The organism is Acinetobacter sp. ANC 3882 (assembly GCF_022549545.1).
Taxonomy (GTDB): Bacteria; Pseudomonadota; Gammaproteobacteria; order Pseudomonadales; family Moraxellaceae; genus Acinetobacter.
The window spans coordinates 146,113-167,756 of sequence record NZ_JAKZGB010000006.1; the positions used below are offsets into that span (position 1 = coordinate 146,113).

Sequence of the window (21,644 nt, forward strand, 5' to 3'; positions counted from 1 at the left end):
ATTACACTCCTACCGCCACAGAAACAGGCTCTGCCAACGAAACTGTTGGTGCTAAACCAATTGGGTAACCAATATAACCTGTTGGTAAATATTCGATCACTTGTACTGGCAAGCTAATGCTAGTCTCACCCGCTTTCACTGTAATACGTTGACCATCTTGAACATTCAAGCGAGTCGCATCTTGCTCACCCACAGCAAACATGGCTTCAGGAATACGAGATTCCATTGCAGGTGTTTTAATGGTGAATTCGCCAGAACCAAAGATATGGTGCATTGGCACAAGACGGAAGCTTTCAGGGTTCACAGCAACAGCTGACGGTGCCACATAGCTACGTGCAGGACGTTTTGCTAAACGATCGAATAAACGAACACCTGAATCACCACCTTTTAAGTGACCACCCACTTCATCTTGGTATTTGTTCCAAGCTTGTGGTGAGTTCCAACCCGCAGACCATGCGAAAGGTACCAATGACGATGCTGTCTGGTTACCCACATAACCTTCCATCGAGAAGGTTAATGCTGAATCGATGTCAGTCGGTTGCTTAGGTTCGTGAATCGATAACGGTGCACGCATTGCAGTACGACCTGAATAACGACGTGGTTCACGTGCAATTTTCAAACCGTGGATACGATAACCCGCATCAGGTGCAACATCTTCAATTGCTGCAAGCACAGGAACATTCTTCACAATGTCATCAATTACATCATCAAGAAGTGTCCAATCCACTGCTTTGCCTTTAAGACCAGTCTCAATGGCATGTAACCAGCGCCAAGATTCTTTAATCGCATATTCAGGTTTGTAGTAGCTTGGGTCATACACTTGATAGAAACGTTGTGCACGGCCTTCTTGGCTTACGACAGTACCATCACCTTCAGCGAAACTTGCTGCTGAAAGTACGATATCCGCAAGTTTCAAGGTTTCAGTTTCACTATGATCGAGTACGATCACAGTCTCAGCCTTGTCAAATGCAGCTTTCACTTGTGCAACTGGTAAACGACGAGTTAAGTCATTTTCAATCACAACCACTGCATCATAATCTTGTGCAAATGCTTGTTCTAAGCTTAAGCCACCAAACAATGCCAAGCCCATTGAGTTCACTTCTGGAACAGTCAATGACAAGCCTGCATGTTCACCTAGATTTTGCGCTACTTGAGCTGCAGCTTCCATGATGGCAGGATCTTGTAAGCTGGTACCCGAGATAATCAATGGCTTTTTCGCAGCTTTCAAGGTATCTGCAATGGTTTGAGCAAATGCTTTTGCATCATCAGCTAAACCAGAGAGCGCTTCGCCTTTAACAGCAGCAGCAACCGCAAAACCTAAACGTGCGATATCATTTGGCGATGCCACCACTTCACCTGTCGCAACATCCGCTAAACGTGTTTGAGTTGCAGCAAAGATATAGATTGGTGATTTTGCATCTTGACCGATACGTTGTACAGGTTCTGCCAACCAGTCTGGTGTACGAGTTGCAGCAGCCATTTCTTTGGCTTTATTTTTCGCAGCTTGGCGAACAGATAAAGCCATACGTGGCGCAGTTTGAGTTAAGTCTTCACCCAAGATCAGCACCGCATCATAGCTTTCAATTTCACGCATGTTCGGGTTATAAATACCCTGTGTTTGCATGATTGATGCAGCTAACTCAACCAAGTTTTGATCTTTTTGAGACATACCTGTTGAGTAGTTGTCTTGTCCAACCAATTCACGCAGTGCGTAGTTTGATTCCAAGCTTGCGCGTGGTGAACCAATACCTAACACTTTCTTGCCGTGAAGTTGAGTAATCACTTGATCAAGTGCCTGATCAACACTCACGGTCGCAACAGTTTCACCATTACGGAACTGCGGTTGACGTGGACGATCTTCACGATTCACATAACCTGTACCGAAACGACCTTTGTCGCAAAGGAAGTACTGGTTGACTGAACCATTAAAACGGTTTTCAACACGACGGATTTCGCCATAGCGCTCACCCGGAGAAATGTTACAACCTGAAGAGCAGCCATGACATACGCTTGGCGCATACTGCATGTCCCATTTACGGTTATAACGTGCCGAATGTGTCTTGTCGGTGAATACACCTGTTGGACAGACTTCAGTCAAGTTACCAGAGAATTCAGATTCTAAAGTCCCTGATTCTGGACGACCGAAATACACACGTGATGCATTGGCATACACACCAAAGTCGGTACCGCCAGCATAATCTTTGTAGTAACGCACACAACGATAACATGCGATACAACGGTTCATCTCATGCGCAATAAACGAACCCAACTCTTGGTTATGATGAGTACGTTTCGTAAAGCGATAGCGACGACGATCATGTTGCGTCATGACTGTCATATCTTGTAAATGACAGTGACCACCCTCTTCACAGACTGGACAGTCGTGTGGGTGGTTGGTCATCAAGAATTCAACAATCGATGCACGGAAATCCGTTGCTTCTTTGTCTTCAATCGAAATATAGGTATTGTCGGTCGCAGGTGTCATACATGACATCACCAGACGCCCACGTGTGTCCTCAGGATTTGCGTACTGAGTCACCGCACATTGACGACAAGAACCAACAGAACCTAAGGATGGGTGCCAACAAAAATACGGGATGTCGATGCCAAGGCTTAAACATGCTTGTAGCAAGTTTTCTGTGCCGTTGACTTCATACGATTTTCCATCGACATGAATTGTAGCCATAGTCGAATTCCTTAAGCTTGTTCTACGTCTAGAGCAGGAGCATGGGTTTTAACCTTTGCTTCAAACTCGCCACGGAAATATTTAAGTGCGCCCATAAGCGGCTCCATCGCACCTGGTGCGTGAGCACAGAAAGTTTTACCAATCCATAATTTACGAGTAAGTTCTTGTAAATGATCGATATCTTCTTTCTTACCTTCGCCCGCTTCGAGTGCTTTCAGCGCTTTAACTGCCCAAGGTAAACCATCACGGCATGGTGTACAGAAACCACATGATTCACGTGCAAAGAATTCTTCTAAATTACGTGTCGCAGAAACCATACATTGGGTTTCATCCACCACCATCAACAAACAGGTTCCTAAACGTGAACCCGCTTTCATGATTGTTTCAGAATCCATTGGAAGATCAATGTGCTCAGCTGCTAAAAAGTCAGTCGATGCACCACCTGGTAACCATGCTTTCAAGGTTAAGCCATCACGCATACCGCCAGCATGTTCTTCAATCACTTCACGCGCGGTTGTACCGAATGGAAGTTCCCAAAGACCTGGGAATTTAACCTTACCTGATGCGCCATAGATCTTGGTGCCTGGGTCTTTCGACTTACCAGCAGAAAGATTGATGTACCACTCAGGACCACGAAGCATAATCGCAGGCAAGTTATTATAGGTTTCAACGTTATTGACAATCGTTGGACGACCCCATGCCCCTGCAACTTGCGGGAACGGTGGCTTAGTACGCGGATTGGCACGACGACCTTCAAGCGAGTTAATCAATGCGGTTTCTTCACCACAGATATAACGCCCTGCACCTGTATGCACATACAACTCGAAGTTCCAACCTGTACCCAAGATATTTTCACCGAGGTAACCTTTGGCACGAACTTGCTCTAACGCTTCATTTAAGTATTGAGCAGCTTCGATATATTCACCACGAATAAAGATATAACCATGAGTTGCTTCAAGGGTATAACCAGCGATCAGCATGCCTTCGATCAATTGATGAGGAAGTTTTTCCATCAACAAACGGTCTTTAAAGGTACCTGGTTCCATTTCATCGGCATTACAGATCAAATAACGTGGACCACCATCATTTGGTGCCATCAATGACCATTTGATCCCTGCTGGGAAGCCTGCACCACCACGACCTTTAACCGTCGCAGCTTTAATCACTTCAAGCACATCTTTTGGCGGCATGCCAAGCGCTTTTTTGAAGCCAGCATAACCTTCAAGTGCTTCGTAATCGTCAGCCACACGTACGTGTTCTTGCTTACTCAAACGCCAAGTGAGTGGATGCGTTTCTGGGTTACCGTCGCCATAAATTGGTTTTGGTTCAGTATTCATACATACTTCTCCAATAACTGTTTGACTGATGACACTTCCACTAAACCGTGAGTATCTTCATCAATCATTAAAGTTGGACCTTTATCACAGTTGCCTAAACAGCAAATTGGGAGCAAGGTAAAACGACCATCTGCTGTGGTTTGTCCGTACTGGATACCCAACTCGCGCTGAAATGCTTCGGCTAAAGTTTCTGAACCCATCAAGAAGCACGCAATTGAGTCACATAATAAAATCACGTGACGACCCACAGGTTGGCGATAGATTCGGTTATAGAACGTCGCTACGCCTTCTAAATCCGCCACACTAATCGTCAGCAATTGTGCAATTGCATTCATTTGCGCATCATCTACCCAGCCATTACGGCCTTGTACACACTTCAATGCATCCAACGATGCTGCACGTGGGTACGGATAGTGACCAATGTGATGTTCAATGTCATGGATTTCTTCAGCAGTCAAAATCCCTTCAACATTCACACGAGGTTTTTTATCAGTCAAAATCATCATAATCGTTTACCCCTAGCGATCCACGTCAGCCATAACCACGTCAATGGTCGCCAAATAAATGATCAAGTCAGAAACCAAACTGCCGTTAATCACTGATGGCATTTGCTGTAAGTGAGTGAATGTCGGAGTACGGATACGCGTACGATAACTCATGGTTGACTTATCAGAAGTCAAATAATAAGTACTCGCACCTTTCACCACTTCCGTCATAAATGATGACTCACCCGCAGGCATTACTGGACCCCAAGAAACGCTCAAGAAGTGCGTAATCAAGGTTTCAATATCTTGTAATGTCTTATCTTTCGGTGGTGGAACAGCCAATGGATGATCCGCTTTATATGGACCAGATGGCATGTTGTCCAAGCACTGTTGAATGATTTTCAACGACTCAGTAATTTCACGGAAGTGAACCAAGACACGTGCATATGCATCGCCTTCATATTCCACTGGAATATCAAAGTCGAAGTTTTCATAACCACTGTATGGACGATATTTACGAACATCAAAATCAATACCTGTCGCACGTAGACCCGTACCAGTCACACCCCAAGCCAACGCAGATTTAGCATCGTATTGCGCAACATTGCGGGTACGACCAATAAATACTGAGTTTTTAAGCGCCGCTGTGTAGTACTCGTTCAAACGTTTCGGCATCCATTCCAGCAACTCTTTCACCAGCTTTTGCCAGTTATTTGGAAGGTCATGTGCCGTACCGCCGATACGGAACCATGCTGGGTGCATACGGTAACCAGTAATCGCCTCAACGATGTCATAGACTTTTTGACGGTCTGCGAACATATAGAATACTGGGGTCATACCGCCCGCATCCTGAATCGCTGTACCACAAAACAACAAATGGTTATTAATACGGAATAATTCGTTCAGCATCACACGAATGACTTGTGCACGCTCAGGCACTTTAATACCAGCAAGCTGCTCAACTGCCATCACGTATGGCATGTTTTGCGCACAACCACCGAGGTAGTCAACACGATCCGTATAAGGAATGAAAGAATGCCATGTTTGACGTTCAGCCATCTTTTCCACACCACGGTGGTGATAACCAATATCAGGTACACAGTCTTTCACTTCTTCACCGTCCAACTGTAGCACCACACGGAAAGCACCGTGCGCAGATGGATGGTTAGGACCCAAGTTCAGGAACATGAAGTCTTCGTCGTCATTGCCGCGTTTTAGACCCCAGTCTTCTGGCACAAAGCGTAAGTGTTCTTGTTCGAAATCTTGCTTCGCTTGGTCTTGCATGTACGGCGTATATTCTGTCGCACGCGCTGAATATTCTTTACGTAACGGATGACCTTCCCAATAGGTTGGCAACAAGATACGACGGAGCATTGGATGCCCTGCGAAATCGATACCAAACATATCGTAAGCTTCACGCTCGTACCAGTTGGCATTTGGCCAAATATTGGTTGCGGTTGGAAGGCTTAAGTCATTTTCATTCAAGGCAACTTTAATACGAATATCACTATTACGCTCAAGCGATAACAAGTGATAGAACACAGTAAAGTCTGATGCTGGTAAACCATCACGGTGAACACGTAAACGCTCATCTACCGCTGATAAGTCAAACAACATCACATAAGGACGTTCCACTTTACGGAGGAACATGAGGACTTCTTGCACGCGTGCGCGCTCAACCCAGACTGTTGGAAACTCTTCAAAAGTCGTCTGCACGTAGAAGTTCTCACCAAATTTGGTTTTGAGCTCTTCTACGATTGCAAATGCAGGGCGGGAATCAACTGGTGTTGATTCTGGCATAGCAATGTCAGTTTCAGCCATTGGCTTGGCTTCCTATTTAATACAAATTCTGGCAATTTTTCCGATGACCATATCCATCACGGGATACGTCAAAAACTCATCGTCAAAATTATTTAATATCATCCATAGAGCGTAAGTTTTTCACCGCAATACGTTCAGCATTTTTACGGTCACGTTCTGGCATCATCTTTGGCTTATACACAGGCTGAAGATCATCACCAATAACCGCTGAAAGTGGACGGCGCTCTAGTTGAATTTGGTCTTGAAGTAACATCAATGCTTGAATCAATGCTTCTGGACGAGGTGGGCAACCTGGGATGTACACATCAACAGGAATAATTTTATCGACACCTTGAACGACAGAATAAATGTCGTACATACCGCCAGAGTTCGCACAGGCACCCATTGAGATCACCCATTTAGGCTCAAGCATTTGTTCATACAAACGTTGAATTACAGGTGCCATTTTGACAAAGCAGGTCCCTGCAACAATCATCAAGTCTGCTTGACGTGGTGAAGCACGAATAACTTCAGCACCAAAACGCGACAAGTCATGTACGCCAGTTAAGGTCGTTGCATATTCAACGTAGCAGCATGACGTACCAAAGTTAAATGGCCACAAAGAGTTTTTACGCCCCCAGTTCACCGCTGTATGCAATACATCTTCAAGACGCGTCATCATTACGCTTTTATTCACTTCTTCTTCAAGTGGATCAGTAACGATTTGACGATCTTGTAATGGATATTGATCTGCATCCGGATTCGCACGGGTTAAAGTATATTTCATCCCGACTTACTCCTGTTCAAATGATGATGTAGTCGGTGTTTTTGATTTAACACGACCAGAAGACTGTGCTGGAATATGACCAGTAGGATCGACAACTAATTCTTCAATGTTATTGAAGCGAGTAATGTCAGCAATGTTCATATTTGGCGAACCGATTTTGGTTTTAATCCCAGCCGCTTTACGACGATCCGAAGGTGCCCAGTTCAGCGCGCCTGTAGAAAGTTCATAAATTAAACCGATCAATAAAACTAAAATAAAGACTGCAGCCGTTGCAAAGCCAACCCAACCAACTTCACGGACTGAAGTTGCCCAAGCGTAGAGATAGAGGGCTTCTAAATCGAAAACCACAAAGAAGATTGCAACTAAATAGAACTTGGCTGACAAGCGGATACGAGCACCGCCCGCACCAACTACACCTGATTCAAACTGCTCTTGCTTTGCACGTCCCCATGCTTTACCCCCTAGGAGTAAGGGAACAGTGAGCATAAAAACGCAAAGAAATGTAACGCCGATCACGAAGGCGATAATCGCCCATTCGTATGGAGTAATGGCACTCATGCGGGGATAACTCCTGGCAGGCCTATTTTTAACAAAGAATGTATGTATTGGCCTTCAAATACACCAAACACAAAATTAATCCCGCCAATTGTACCTGATTTCTAATTTCTCATGCTAGTTGAAGCGCTTTAGTCTTTCGGATGATTTTGTCCTTAAATTTACAGATATATCCAAGATCATGGTTAATTCACCCCTAAAAATCGAATTATCTAATCAAGAAAACAATATTGATCATTTTTTTCTTTATTTATGCATTAAAAACATTCGCATTTTAAGCACCCTGCGCCAAAAGATTGCAGCACGAACTAAATCATTGCATTGATACAAATTTATGATGAAAATTTAAACAGAATTTATATAATAGCGCGACCTTACCCCCCATAGAACCGCGTCAGAATGCCCCAAGCCAATGCAGCATTAAAACCACGCTCACTTTTGCAATTATTTTTACTCTTTACTGGGGTGATTTTACTGTGCTGTCTACTCGGTATTGCGACGAGACATTTAACTTTTCTCGCCTCATTTTGGCCAGCCAATTCGGTTCTGCTTGGTTTACTGATTCGCTTTCCACAAACCCGCCATCCCATCAGTTTTATTGGCGCAATTGTCGGGTATTTGCTTGCAGATACCTTACAAGAGACACCTTTTCTGTTAAATATTTGCCTGACCTCGGCAAACCTGTTGTATGTCATCACTACATTGGCCCTATATATAAAATTTAATGCATATATTCGTTCATTGCATCATGGTTACTTCTACTTATTTTTATTCAGTTTTTGCTGTGTAGGTGGACTGGCTAGTTCTTCCTTTGCCGCAGTAACCCTCCCTTTATTTAATACTAAATTTGCTTTAGGTTCGTTTTGGATCGACTTTGGGTACTGGTTCACCGCAGAAATTCAAAATGCACTCCTGCTGTTACCTGCCATCATTAGTGCGCACTATTGGAGTGAATTTAAACAACAACTTAAAGCATTTAAAACTCAGACTGTTCAACAAAGCCTCCCTTTATTTGCCGTTATTTTTTCCATTGCCATTGGCTACTACGATGCTGGTCCTGGCTCACTGCTCTATCCGATTGCAGCACTCATCTGGTGTGCACTGAGCTACCGCCATTTTTCCGTGGCAATTATTACTTCGATTAGCTGTGCCTTTGTCATCTATCACGTCTCACAGAACTATCTACTGCTCTATCCTGACCAATTCTTAAATAACGCGATTTCCATCCGTCTTGGGCTGATTATGATGACCATTGCCCCCCTCACGGTTTCCAGCATCAACATGGTGAGATCAAAACTGATTCAGGAGCTACAGCACACCATTGCTCATGATGAACTGACGTCAAGCTTAACCCGACGCCAGTTTCTACAGTCGGTGCAACTGCTACAGCAGCAAGCAACCCACACAGGACAAACCACGGCTTTCCTGATGCTCGACATTGATCATTTTAAACAAGTGAATGATAACTATGGACATCAAATGGGAGATCGAGCCTTACAAAGTTGCGTACAAACCATTCAAAGCATACTTCGTCCACAAGATCTACTCGGGCGTTTAGGTGGAGAAGAATTCGCAATTTTTATGACAGATACCCATGCGGATGCAGCTTATCTTTGTGCGGAAAAAATCCGCCTACAGATCAGCCAAATGCCAATTGAGTATGAACCCTACCGCAGTTTCTTTATTCAAATCAGCATCGGAATTTGCATTTGCGTACCTGAAAATCAACACAGCATTGAGCAATTATTTAAACAAGCCGATGACGCCCTGTACCAAGCCAAAAGACAAGGTCGAAACCAAGTTATCATTTCGACATAATATGTTGCAATTCAGCTAAATACTTTAATTATCTTTATACACAGCCGACCCAATAGATGAGTATTCTAGAATAAGCACAAAAGGAGAAAAATATGCATCTAGAATACACACACGCTTCGGATTATTTCTTTTTTTCACAACTACTTATGCGTCACATAGAAAGTTATGTTCGAAAACATCCAGATGCTGATAATGCGATTTTTGATTTAAGAGACATTTACCAAGTATTTAGAGAGGATTTTGCAGCAACCACAACCAATCTAGAAAGTATTCTCAATATTGCTGACGCTTATAAAGTTGAAACATTGAATGGAGATCAAGCACTGATCAAAGGCTATAAAATCGATATTAAAAATAATGCGCTATTGGTTGACTTCAATGCAGATGCATTGCAAAGCCTGCGCTCGGGCAAACCGTTAATTGAGCCCGACCCATCGATTCATGAATAAAGCACGGTCCATCAAGATCACTAAAGATCTGACTTAGCCAAAGCGACTTGCTTTGGCTTTTTTATTGCTACAAATAAAAAAGGAATGATTCATATCATTCCTTTTTCTGTATTCACTTTTTAATCACTTGTTTATAACGCTTTGCTGGCCAAGTCATAATAAAGCGTGCACCACCCAAGTTTGGACTCTGATCCACCTGAATCGTGCCGCCAAACCAATAGGCAATACGACTCACAATCGACAAACCAAGACCATAACCACCCGAAGCTCGGGTACGACTATCATCTAGCCGGGCAAAAGCCTCAAAGATGCGTGCACGTTCTTGCTCTGGAATCCCGGGACCGTCATCTTCCACACAGACATAGGCATTACCATCTGCACGAATACCACCACTGATACGGACTTTGTTATCACAATAACGCACAGCATTACCAACAAGGTTCTGTACCACACGGTGTAGATAGCGACGCTCAGCATCCACTTTTAACGCCAAAGGTGGTGCGATCAGTTCGATTTCTTTTTGCGTCTTCAGCGCCTCAGTTTCCATTGCCACCTGATCTAATACTTCAACCAGTACAATGTCTTCAAAATCTAAAGATGGCGTACCCTGCTCCAGCTTGGCATAGGTCATGATCTCATCAATCAAGGTATTAAGTGCCTCAATATCCTTATCAATCATGTCGACTTGCTGAATACGATAATTATAATCATCTTCTTCAGCCAGCATCTCCATCCCAAAACGAATCCGCGCTACGGGAGTTCTTAACTCATGCGACACCGCACGCATTAACTCACGCTGTGCTTCAATCAAACGCTGAATATGATCTGACATGTTGTTATAACTTGACGCCAAGTTTGCCATTTCATCCGTCCCTTCAATCGGTACACGTAATGACAAATCACCCGACTTCATCTTGTTCAACGCATAACGAACCTGACGGATTTTACGTTCAAGCGGCAAAATCAAGCCATAAACACCCAAGCTCAACAAGAACAAGCTGAATAAGGTAATCCCTGCTGAAAGCTGGAATGGCATCCAATTAAACATTGGCACAGGCCCAAGGATCAGTACTTGTGCAGGATGATTTGGCATTGGTGAAACAATCGAAATCGTCGTGCCGCGCATGGTTGCGCTGTCTTTATACAGCAACACGCTTTGGTCTTGGCGCAAGCGACCGATCTGCTCAGAATCCAGATTGATGTCTTTAATATCTTTAATTTCAATTGAATAATAGAAATGTTTTTTAATTTTATCTAAATACTCACGCTCCTGCCCTGGATAGAAAATCAAATAATCCAGTACAAATATCGGAAGCGCTTTCATTTGGCGTTCGCCAATTTTATCGACTTTGATATAAAGGAAATGCTTAGGATCATCTTTCAGGCCAATAATAATATAGCCGATCCCATTATTTGCATCATAACGAACTACTGACTTTTGCTCAGCGACTCTTTTCTTCTCGGTACGGGATAATTCTACCCGTTCAGCATCGACATAATAGATTGGCAGTTCCAGCAAATCAGATGCATCGGAAATCCAATCTAACTTCTGTTGTTTTTCTGGCTGACGAGATACCCCTTCACTAATGACATAAGAGATGCCATCTGTAAGAGACTCGCGATATTCTTGCGCGCGTTGATAGTTAATAATTTGGACCAGCAAATAACAAAATGCGGCAACCACAACAACTAAAACCACCAACCCAGCATAAATACGCAAGAATATGCTGTTTTTCAGTACTCGACTCACCATAAGGTAAATAATTCCAAGCTATTAAAATCCCGCTTATGCAGCCACGCTACATAAATCCTTTGCAGAAAGGAAAGAATCCCCCTTTTTCAAGGAGGATTCGAGGGATTTAGATCCCGTTGGTTTCTTTAACGAATAGATAACCTTTACTACGCACAGTTTTGATGCGTTTCGGGTTTTCTGGGTCATCACCGATTTTTGGACGGATACGCGAAATACGCACATCGATCGAACGATCCTGACCGTCGTATTCAATACCGCGTAGACGCTCAAAGATATCTTCACGAGACAAGATGCGACCAGCGTTTGAAGCCAACAACCATAACAAGTCATATTCAGCACTAGTGAAATCAACCAACTCACCATTTAACGTTACTGAACGGCCACCGTTATCAATCACAAGGTCATCAAACTCAATACGTTGTGCCACTTCATCTTCAACTGTCTTATCCGTACGGCGTAATAAGGCACGGATACGAGCCAGCAATACGCGCGGCTGAACAGGTTTTGCAACGTAATCGTCTGCGCCCATTTCCAAGCCAAGTACCTGATCCATATCTTCTGTACGTGCAGTCAGCATCAGAATCGGTTGGTGGTAATGTGGACGTACTTCGCGACAAACGGTTAAACCATCTGCACCTGGTAACATCACATCGAGAACCACTAAATCTGGCTGCTCGCTGATAATGCGACGGATTGCACGATTACCATCAGTTTCGACTCCAACTTCTAAACCGTTACGAATCAAATACTCTTGTGTTAAACGTGCTAAGCGTTCGTCATCTTCTACGATCAAAATCTTCGGTAACTTTTCTTCTTGGCTCATTTGTTTGCCCCTAAAATCTGAGTGAATCTGTCTATGAAATCTGACAGATACATTGGTTTATGTTTTGCAATATACACACGTTTACATTGTAAACAAGTAGCCGTTCACCAAACTGATACACGCCTACCCAGTTTTGTTATCTTTTTATTAAAATTATGAATTTTAATATCTTTTTCAGAAATATATGCATTTTCCGACAGGATGAATATTTAGTATAGATTTTGTGCCAATGTTAAACAATTTGTTTCTTTCTTGGCCCAAAATAATTTAAGTGTTTGTTTTTTGAGTTATCCACAGAGTTATCTATAAGCCTTTTTCAATGGCTTTGATATGCTATGTGACTGTGATTTCAGCAGTTAAGACATGAAAAAAAAATTAGTAAAATGTCAAGGATTGATCTACTCCAAAAAATCCCGTATCTTGTGTTGAAAATAAACTTTAACCACTAAGTATTGTGTTTATCCCTCAAACATCGTGGCATACTTTTTGCTCGATTCAAACGGTCCATGAACATAAAAATAGATGATAATGGAGCTATGCTGACATGAGCATCATCACTTCTACTCCTGGCCAACTTCAGGTCATTAAGCGCACCGGTGAGATTGCGACATTTAATGCCGAGAAAATTTCTGTTGCGATTGGGAAAGCATTTTTAGCTGTTGAAGGTCAACAAGGTACTGACTCAAGTCGTATCCATGACCGTATCACTCAACTGACTGAAATGGTAATGAACACATTTAATCGTCGTTTACCTTCTGGCGGTACGATTCATATCGAAGAAATTCAAGACCAAGTTGAATTGGCATTGATGCGTACAGGCGAGCAAAAAGTTGCACGTGCCTATGTCATTTATCGTGACCAACGTGCGAGTGCTCGTCAGCAAACTGGTGCAAACCATCACCCTACCCTTCAAATTACAGATGCTAATGGTCAGCTCCAACCATTAGATTTGGATGCGCTTACCGCAACCATTCAAACTGCAAGCGAAGGCTTAGAAGGGATTGATGTTCAAGCTATTCTTGATGAAACGGTTAAGAACTTATATAACGGCGTAAAAGAAAGCGATATCGCGACCACCATGACAATGGCAACGCGTACCCGTATCGAACAAGAGCCAAACTATACTTATGTCACTGCGCGTTTACTCAGTAGCGAATTGGTCAGCACAGGTTTAGAGTTCTTAGGTCTACCGACAGATACCCCTGAAGGTGATGCTTTAGAAACCTTCTTGAAGAAAGGTATCGAGCTTGATCTTCTTTCTAAAGACTTGCTTGAATTTGACCTTGCAAAATTGGCTGCTGCGATCAAACCAGAACGCTCAAACCAATTCACGTATTTAGGTCTACAAACTTTATTTGACCGTTACTTCATCCATTCAAATGGCGTGCGTTTTGAATTACCACAATTATTCTTTATGCGTGTATCGATGGGTCTTTCGCTCAATGAAGAAAACAGAGAAGACCGTGCTATCGAGTTCTATGACTTATTGTCTAGCTTCGATTATATGGCTTCTACACCAACGCTATTTAACTCAGGTACATTGCGTCCACAATTATCGAGCTGTTACTTAACTACGATTGGTGATGATCTGTACGACATTTATGGTGCAATGCGTGACAACGCAATGCTGTCAAAATGGGCGGGTGGTTTAGGTAATGACTGGACACCTGTACGTGCATTGAACTCTTATATCAAAGGCACTAACGGTAAATCTCAAGGTGTTGTACCGTTCCTTAAAGTGGCGAATGATACAGCGGTTGCGGTAAACCAAGGTGGTAAGCGTAAAGGTGCAGTTTGTGCATACCTCGAAACTTGGCATTTGGATGTTGAAGAATTCCTAGAGCTACGTAAGAACACAGGTGATGACCGTCGTCGTACCCACGACATGAACACAGCAAACTGGGTTCCTGACTTGTTCATGCAACGTGTATTTGAAGATGCTGAATGGACATTATTCACACCTTCTGAAACACCAGACCTGCATGATTTAACTGGTGCTGAATTTGCTGAGCGTTATGCACACTATGAAGCGGTAGCAAAAGAACAAAACATGCTACACAAAAAAGTACGTGCAAAAGATTTATGGCGCAAAATGCTTTCAATGTTGTTCGAAACAGGTCATCCATGGATCACATTCAAAGACGTATGTAACTTACGTTCACCACAACAACATGTGGGCGTGGTTCACTCATCGAACTTGTGTACAGAAATCACCTTAAACACAAACCAAGATGAAATCGCGGTCTGTAACTTAGGTTCGATCAACCTTGTACAACACGTTCAAGGTGGCGTATTAGATCGTGAAAAGCTTGCGCGTACAGTGAAAACTGCCGTGCGTATGCTCGATAACGTGATCGACATTAACTACTATGCGGTTCCACAAGCGAAAACGTCGAACTTGAGACACCGCCCTGTGGGTATGGGTATCATGGGCTTCCAAGATGCATTGTATGAAATGAATCTTGCCTATGGTTCTGATGAAGCGGTTGATTTTGCTGATGAATCAATGGAAGTGATCAGCTACTACGCAATCGAAACATCAAGTGATCTTGCGCTTGAACGTGGTGCTTATTCAACATTCAAAGGTTCATTGTGGGATCAAGGTATCTTGCCAATCGACTCTTTAGAAATCGTTGCAAAATCTCGTCCAGAGCGTATGTTCGAAGTGGATCGTACACAACGTTTAGACTGGGATACATTACGTACTAAAGTTCAAAAAGACGGTATGCGTAACTCAAATGTGATGGCGATTGCACCGACTGCAACCATCTCTAACATTTGTGGCGTGTCTCAATCGATTGAGCCAACTTTCCAGAACTTGTATGTGAAATCGAATCTTTCTGGTGAGTTCACAGTCATCAACCCTTACCTTGTTCGTGCATTAAAAGAACGTGGTCTTTGGGATACTGTGATGGTGAATGACCTGAAACACTTCGAAGGTTCGGTTCAAAAAATTGCGCGTATTCCTGAAGAATTAAAAGCAATCTTCGCGACTGCATTTGAAGTGGATACTCGCTGGATCGTTGATGCTGCATCACGTCGTCAAAAGTGGATCGACCAAGCACAGTCATTGAACCTTTACATCGCTGGCGCGAATGGTAAGAAACTTGACATCACGTATAAGATGGCATGGTTACGTGGTCTTAAAACTACGTATTACCTCCGAGCTTTAGGTGCAACATCGGCTGAAAAATCAACCATCAATACTGGTGCATTGAATGCAGTGAAACCAGCATCGGTTGAAGCGCCTGTTGTTGCAGCACAAGCAGCGGTTGTTGCAGAAAAAGCTGAAGTGCAAACTGAAGATGATGGTTTCTCAACCGCAGCTCCAGTGCCATTGGCGTGTTCAATCGATAACCCAGACTGCGAAGCTTGTCAGTAATTTCACACCTCTCTCCATAAATTCCCTCTCCTTTGGAGGGGGGGCGAGAAAGGTTTCTATAGAGGCATAGCGCATGTTCCATCTCAGTCATAATTATCAATTTGGTGTGATAGTCCTGATCTGTGCCTTTTTAGTGTTTTATATTCCAATGGTTTACGCGTTTTTTAAAATACGTAAGCAACAGCGTAAGCAAAATAAGTTTTAGGGATTGTCAGTGTCCATTGGTCACTTTTTAAAATTTCAGTCAATAAAACTTAATTTTGCTTACACAAATTGAGCGTATAGTAGGACATCTCCTTGCTTGAGGTGTCTAAATAAAAGATATAAAGCAACGAAGAGAGAATGAATATGTCTATCCTTAGTTGGGACGATTTTGAAGATGATTCGCAAAAACCGACTGCACCTGAACACAAGTCTGCGCCCATCGACACGCAAAAAACGGTTAATACGCAAGTGGTATCTGATTCAGAGCAATCATCGCCGCGCGTGGCAGCTGCACAACCCGCTGGAACCAATTCCGTGCGATCAACAAATCCCACCGATTCGTTGGCACGAGCATCTGCTGCCTTAGAGCACTTAGATGCTGCACCTGGCTTGGAAGAGCTTGAGATGGGTGCACAGCGTGTACAGGTTGATGATAAAGCGATGATCAACTGTCGCGCAGATTTAAACCAGCTTGTTCCATTCAAATACGAATGGGCTTGGCAAAAGTATCTTGACGGGTGTGCAAACCACTGGATGCCGCAAGAAGTGAACATGAACCATGATATCGCGCTTTGGAAGTCTGAAAATGGCTTAACTGAAGATGAGCGTACCATCATCATGCGTTCTTTAGGTTTCTTCTCGACTGCAGACTCATTGGTTGCAAACAACTTGGTATTGGCGATCTACCGTCACATTACCAACCCTGAATGCCGTCAATACATCTTGCGTCAAGCGTTTGAAGAAGCGATTCACACCCATGCTTATCAATACTGTATCGAATCTTTGGGTATGGACGAAGGCGAAGTCTTCAACATGTACCGTGAGATTCCAAGTGTTGCGCGTAAAGCATCGTGGGGCTTGAAGTACACTCAATCTTTGAGTGATCCGACGTTCAATACAGGTACACCTGAAAACGACCAACGTTTATTGCGTAACTTGATCGCATTCTATTGCGTACTTGAAGGGATCTTCTTCTACTGTGGCTTTACTCAAATCTTGAGTATGGGTCGTCGTAACAAGATGAACGGTGTTGCTGAGCAGTTCCAGTACATCTTGCGTGATGAGTCGATGCATTTGAACTTCGGTATCGATATGATCAACCAGATCAAGATCGAAAACCCGCACTTGTGGACGGCTGAGTTCCAAGAAGAAGTGATTCAAATGATTCTTGAAGGCACCATGCTTGAGATCGAATATGCGCGTGACACGATGCCTCGTGGTGTATTGGGTATGAATGCAAGCATGATGGAAGAATACTTGAAGTTCATCTGTAACCGTCGTTTAGCGCAACTTGGTTTACCTGAGCAGTTTGCTGGTGTAACCAACCCGTTTGCGTGGATGTCTGAGATGATGGACTTGCGTAAAGAGAAGAACTTCTTTGAAACGCGTGTAACTGACTACCAAACTGGTGGTGCGTTAAGCTGGTAAGTTGAATTATCTGCTATAAAAAACCGCCGCGATGGCGGTTTTTTTATTTACTGATGTCTAATTAACAAATCTTTAAACGACGCAAAATCTGATATGGAATCAAATAATAGAGTTAATTTTATCAAAGATATTAAAAAACCATTATCTGAATGATCAAATCATGGCTATTAAAGATTCAGGTTAATGTTGAACAGGAACAACTGAATTTTGCTTCATCCACTTATAACCATTAAGAACCTCATCCTTACTAAACCTCTTCTTCTCTTCCGACCAAGCATAAAAGTCCTTCAACAGCTGCTCTTCGGAAACAGATCGATTTTTCTCTAACAAACGCAACCAACAAGCAAAGAGCGTTGCAACAATTTCTATATGGTCAGACTTACTTGTTCTAAAAAGTCCTATTAAGTCATAAATCTCAGATACATCTTTAGCAAAATACCTATTAAATGCTGATCTATGATCATTACATCTACTGAGAGGTTTGTACTTTAAGTCTCGCTTAGGATCGTAATTAAACCACTCACGATCTTTAAACTCTTTATCTAAATAACGTGCCATAACTGGATCGTACGGACCAGCGGCATGTTGTTTAAAATCAGCAGCTAAATCCATATGTTTTAATTGTTGGCATAGGTAGATCAATTTTTGTAGCTTTAAATGACCAAATGTTGATTCTGTATGCAACTGAAATGTGATTTCAGCAGCTAGAGACAAAAGTTTCACATCATCAACACTTTCATCTGTAAATAAATCAATTTGGTCAGCAACTTTTTGATTCGATTGCTTAATAGCCTCAATTGGCTTTTCAAACTGAATAATATTATCTGTGCCTTCAGACTCACTTTTATCAGTCGAATCATTCAAGGCACTAGCAATCAGACTATCCGCTAAATGAAGTTTAGTTCTTTGTAACTTACTTCGTAGCTCCTGAAGTTTTTCAATTAAAGAAAATAGTTGAACAACCTTTTCAACAATACGTTTCTGTTCACTGATTGAGCACAAAGGAACCAAAAGATTTCCTAGTGCAAGCATTCCAACATTAGCTTGATTAGCTGTACCAGTTGCACTATCGAATAAGGGTTCTAAAATTTGGTCCACTTTAAAAACGATATTTAAGTACCGTGCATCAATCAACTGCTGATTAACTCTTATTGTAGTCAATCGCTGATTCAAAAATAATTTTTTATCCCGTAAATGGTCCGCTTTAACTAACGTGGTATAGAGGTAATCTTTTTTTCCACGAGTCCCAGTCATGGTAATAATTATATCATTTTCAATTAGTTCACTATCAACAGTTTCTGCCGCTAAACTGTCCGTTATAAAGACCGCTTTTTCATCCAAACGTAATAGATCTGGCCTTACATTTCCCATCCGAACAACTTGGTTTTTACTATTTTCAATGAATAGCTCACTTTTATAAGCAAACCCACCTTTAAGATCAACAAATCCTAATAATCTAGAATACTCCCATCCACTTGGCAATTCAAAAGGCTTTTCATCGTCAGTTATTTCAGGCAAAGGCTTAGACTTCTTAATCTTACCTTCTTTTACTAATTTCGATTTCTCTTTAGTAATTTGTTTTAGCAATTGACTTGCTGGTTCATCTTTAGGGTCTTGTTTTACCAACCTACCCATCACAGCCAACTGCAAAATCGTTTGTTTTAGCTGTCCAATACTATATTCAGTAGTAAATAACAGATCAAAGTTTTCTGAGATATATTGCCAATTCTGTTGGAACTCATCGACATCAGATGAGTTAATCAAAACATTTAATAATGTATCAACTAATTGATCATGTGCTTCTGAGCTTAGATTTTGCTGTTGTTCAAGTTGATCACATAGTTGCATCAATTCATCAACTTTAGCTACGATGCGTTGTTGTTCTTCTAAAGGTGGTATGTTTATGACTAATTTTTCCATCTTTTCTTTAGTAAGATGTACCAACATCACACCATGACCTGCATTTTTTATACTTTTAGTTTGTTGTAATAAATAAAGATACAAATATTGTTTATGAATTGCAGTTTCACTAAAAAAATTCAATTTCCAAATATGGTAATGATATATGACTTTTGGACCTTGCCAGATAACTGGTCCAAAAGATGCAGACCATGCAAATAATAGATCACCATTATCACAATATTTATCATCTTCTAACTGAAGATCAGAGTAATACCAATGATCTGAAGTGAATAAGTTGCCTACACGTAATACGGGTGTACCCGCTTCTAGCAATTCATTTTTTTTATATGCTCTTCCATTTAAAACTTCTACTAAATTTTCTAAATAAGTCTGTCTCCAGTTTAATGGAATATTATTATTTGAAAGATCTAGATTAATATTTTTTTTATTCTTTGTTTTTTTTGAACTTAGTTTAAGTGATTTAATGTTTAATGTATCTTTTAAGGCACTTTCTACATTAGAATCATTAAAATTTTGCTTGGTTAGTTTTCCAACAACAGCTAAATCAAGAATTAATTCACGAAGTTTTTGAATCCCATAAATTGAATCATTAGAACCTGAACTACGTCCACGCCCCGACTTCTTCTCATTTTTTGCTGTTAACCAAATATCTAAATGCTCAGTAATGAGTTTTTTTACATCTGTCATTTTACTCATCCTGACTTATTGACCCAAAGCTTCATCTAAAATAGCTTTTAATTGCTGACGAATTTTAGCCACCTCAGCTTCAAGGCTCTCATATTTAGCCAAAAGCTGTTCAGGGTCTTTTACATCCTCTTCAACTTGATGCGGATTTTTTATATCAATGTTATAGCCGCGACCAATAATATCTTGAAGTGATACTGTCCATGCCTGTTTATTTTCTATACGACTTGCAAAACCATCACTTTCTTTACCCCACCATGCTTTTAAAATATCAAATTCTTTAAGTTGTAAAGGTTTGGTTTTGTTATACGCTTTCACACCTTGTGGCAATTGATGCTCATAAAACCATATATGTTCTGTTTTCTTACCTTTAGTAAAGAACAATATATTGGTACTAATAGATGTATAAGGTGCGAATACAGACTTAGGTAAACGAATAATCGTATGAAGATTACAGTCTGCCATTAATTTTTCTTTAATCGCAGTTTTGATGCCCTCTCCAAACATAAAGCCATCTGGTAATACTACTGCTGCACGACCATGAGCTTTTAAAAGCTGAATGATCAACACCATAAATAAATCGGCAGTTTCACGAGTCTGGAATTTTGAAGGAAAATTCTTCTCAATACCTTGTTCTTCAGTACCACCAAATGGAGGATTAGTCAGAACTACATCTACACGTTTATCTGTTCCCCATGAAATCAAAGGATACGATAAAGTGTTGTCTCTACGGATTTGTACAGGTACATCAATACCATGCAGAATCATATTGGTTGTACATAGCAAATGCGGCAAAGGCTTCTTTTCTATTCCGTAAATACTATTTTGTAATATCTTCTCATCATCAGCAGTTCGAACATAATTTTCACGTTTATGTTCGATTGCAGAAGTCAAGAATCCACCTGTACCACATGCAGGATCAAGCACAGATTCACCTAATTGAGGATCAATCATCTGCGCCATAAAAGTTGTGACTGCACGTGGAGTATAAAACTCACCAGAATTCTTCGCTGCTTGTAAATCACGTAATAATTGTTCGTAAATATCACCAAAAGCATGACGTTCTTTAGATTTATTAAAATCAAAGCCCTTTTGAATCTGGTTAATAATTTTCCGAATCAAACCGCCAGATTTCATATAGTTATATGCGTCAGCAAATACATTTTGTACTACACGAGCACGTGGATCATCATTTTCAACAGCTAAATTTTGTAATGCAGGAAACAATTCATTGTCGATGAAATCTTTAAGCTCATCTCCTGTCATACCTTCATCATCCGCAGCCCAATTGCGCCAACGAAATTCTTCAGGAATTGGAGATTTAAAAGTTTTCCCTTCCAATAAGGCTAAAGTTGCAAGTTCATTCTCTCGATCATCAACAACCTTAAGGAACAACATCCAAACCAACTGCCCAAGACGCTGTACATCACCATCAACACCTACATCTTCACGCATAGTGTCTTGGATGGATTTAATTGTTCCTGAGATGCTCATATGACAACTGCATTAAATTTAAAAAATTTGGCGGCA

General features: G+C 41.6%; 15 protein-coding genes. 5 read left to right on the top strand and 10 right to left on the bottom strand.

Annotated features, from left to right (window positions below; translation table 11 throughout):
* Position 1 precedes the first annotated feature (1 nt).
* The 6 genes from nuoG to ndhC all read right to left on the bottom strand — a co-directional run bounded on the left by nuoG (position 2) and on the right by ndhC (position 7,653).
* Complete coding sequence (gene nuoG / locus MMO42_RS12695; protein WP_241320774.1) at positions 2 to 2,686, bottom strand: NADH-quinone oxidoreductase subunit NuoG; 2,685 nt, start codon at positions 2,684 to 2,686, stop codon at positions 2 to 4.
* An 11-nt stretch (positions 2,687 to 2,697) separates the two neighbouring features.
* Positions 2,698 to 4,023 (bottom strand): NADH-quinone oxidoreductase subunit NuoF, encoded by a 1,326-nt coding sequence (gene nuoF, locus MMO42_RS12700; RefSeq protein WP_241320775.1) that lies wholly within the window; start codon positions 4,021 to 4,023, stop codon positions 2,698 to 2,700.
* Positions 4,020 to 4,529 carry an NADH-quinone oxidoreductase subunit NuoE gene (nuoE, locus tag MMO42_RS12705; protein ID WP_241320776.1) on the bottom strand — a complete coding sequence of 170 codons (510 nt, stop codon included), beginning with the start codon at positions 4,527 to 4,529 and terminating at the stop codon, positions 4,020 to 4,022. The genes nuoF and nuoE overlap by 4 nt, the downstream gene beginning before the upstream one ends.
* 12 nt (positions 4,530 to 4,541) lie before the next feature.
* The gene (nuoC, locus tag MMO42_RS12710) at positions 4,542 to 6,329 is read right to left on the bottom strand and encodes an NADH-quinone oxidoreductase subunit C/D (protein WP_005292013.1); all 1,788 of its coding nucleotides are present in this window, start codon (positions 6,327 to 6,329) and stop codon (positions 4,542 to 4,544) included.
* Positions 6,330 to 6,417: 88 nt separating this feature from the next.
* The gene (locus tag MMO42_RS12715; RefSeq protein WP_004655450.1) at positions 6,418 to 7,095 is read right to left on the bottom strand and encodes an NADH-quinone oxidoreductase subunit B; all 678 of its coding nucleotides are present in this window, start codon (positions 7,093 to 7,095) and stop codon (positions 6,418 to 6,420) included.
* Positions 7,096 to 7,101: 6 nt separating this feature from the next.
* Complete coding sequence (ndhC, locus tag MMO42_RS12720; protein ID WP_005292010.1) at positions 7,102 to 7,653, bottom strand: NADH-quinone oxidoreductase subunit A; 552 nt, start codon at positions 7,651 to 7,653, stop codon at positions 7,102 to 7,104.
* A 396-nt stretch (positions 7,654 to 8,049) separates the two neighbouring features.
* Between ndhC and MMO42_RS12725 the strand changes: the two genes are divergently transcribed.
* Both MMO42_RS12725 and MMO42_RS12730 read left to right on the top strand, forming a co-directional pair.
* A complete protein-coding gene (locus MMO42_RS12725; RefSeq protein WP_241320777.1) occupies positions 8,050 to 9,468 on the top strand; it encodes a diguanylate cyclase in 1,419 nt (472 codons plus the stop codon).
* A 92-nt stretch (positions 9,469 to 9,560) separates the two neighbouring features.
* Positions 9,561 to 9,917, top strand: a complete 357-nt coding sequence (locus MMO42_RS12730; RefSeq protein ID WP_241320778.1) for a hypothetical protein — start codon at positions 9,561 to 9,563, stop codon at positions 9,915 to 9,917.
* Positions 9,918 to 10,029: 112 nt separating this feature from the next.
* Here MMO42_RS12730 and bfmS read toward each other — a convergent pair whose 3' ends face one another.
* Both bfmS and bfmR read right to left on the bottom strand, forming a co-directional pair.
* Positions 10,030 to 11,670, bottom strand: a complete 1,641-nt coding sequence (bfmS, locus tag MMO42_RS12735) for a sensor histidine kinase BfmS (protein ID WP_005151261.1) — start codon at positions 11,668 to 11,670, stop codon at positions 10,030 to 10,032.
* A 106-nt stretch (positions 11,671 to 11,776) separates the two neighbouring features.
* Positions 11,777 to 12,493: a response regulator transcription factor BfmR gene (bfmR, locus tag MMO42_RS12740; protein WP_004655457.1), complete on the bottom strand. Its 717-nt coding sequence runs from the start codon at positions 12,491 to 12,493 to the stop codon at positions 11,777 to 11,779.
* A gap of 544 nt (positions 12,494 to 13,037) precedes the next feature.
* On the opposite strand from bfmR, the gene MMO42_RS12745 reads away from it, so the two are divergent.
* The 3 genes from MMO42_RS12745 (at position 13,038) to MMO42_RS12755 (ending at position 17,507) form a co-directional block, all read left to right on the top strand.
* Positions 13,038 to 15,875 (top strand): ribonucleoside-diphosphate reductase subunit alpha, encoded by a 2,838-nt coding sequence (locus MMO42_RS12745; RefSeq protein ID WP_241320779.1) that lies wholly within the window; start codon positions 13,038 to 13,040, stop codon positions 15,873 to 15,875.
* Between the two features lie 73 nt (positions 15,876 to 15,948).
* Positions 15,949 to 16,080 carry a hypothetical protein gene (locus MMO42_RS12750; protein ID WP_004804753.1) on the top strand — a complete coding sequence of 44 codons (132 nt, stop codon included), beginning with the start codon at positions 15,949 to 15,951 and terminating at the stop codon, positions 16,078 to 16,080.
* Positions 16,081 to 16,223: 143 nt separating this feature from the next.
* The gene (locus MMO42_RS12755) at positions 16,224 to 17,507 is read left to right on the top strand and encodes a ribonucleotide-diphosphate reductase subunit beta (RefSeq protein ID WP_005151266.1); all 1,284 of its coding nucleotides are present in this window, start codon (positions 16,224 to 16,226) and stop codon (positions 17,505 to 17,507) included.
* A gap of 180 nt (positions 17,508 to 17,687) precedes the next feature.
* Here MMO42_RS12755 and MMO42_RS12760 read toward each other — a convergent pair whose 3' ends face one another.
* Both MMO42_RS12760 and MMO42_RS12765 read right to left on the bottom strand, forming a co-directional pair.
* Positions 17,688 to 20,117 carry a restriction endonuclease subunit S gene (locus MMO42_RS12760; protein WP_241320780.1) on the bottom strand — a complete coding sequence of 810 codons (2,430 nt, stop codon included), beginning with the start codon at positions 20,115 to 20,117 and terminating at the stop codon, positions 17,688 to 17,690.
* A 15-nt stretch (positions 20,118 to 20,132) separates the two neighbouring features.
* Complete coding sequence (locus MMO42_RS12765) at positions 20,133 to 21,608, bottom strand: class I SAM-dependent DNA methyltransferase (RefSeq protein WP_241320781.1); 1,476 nt, start codon at positions 21,606 to 21,608, stop codon at positions 20,133 to 20,135.
* Positions 21,609 to 21,644: the final 36 nt, after the last annotated feature.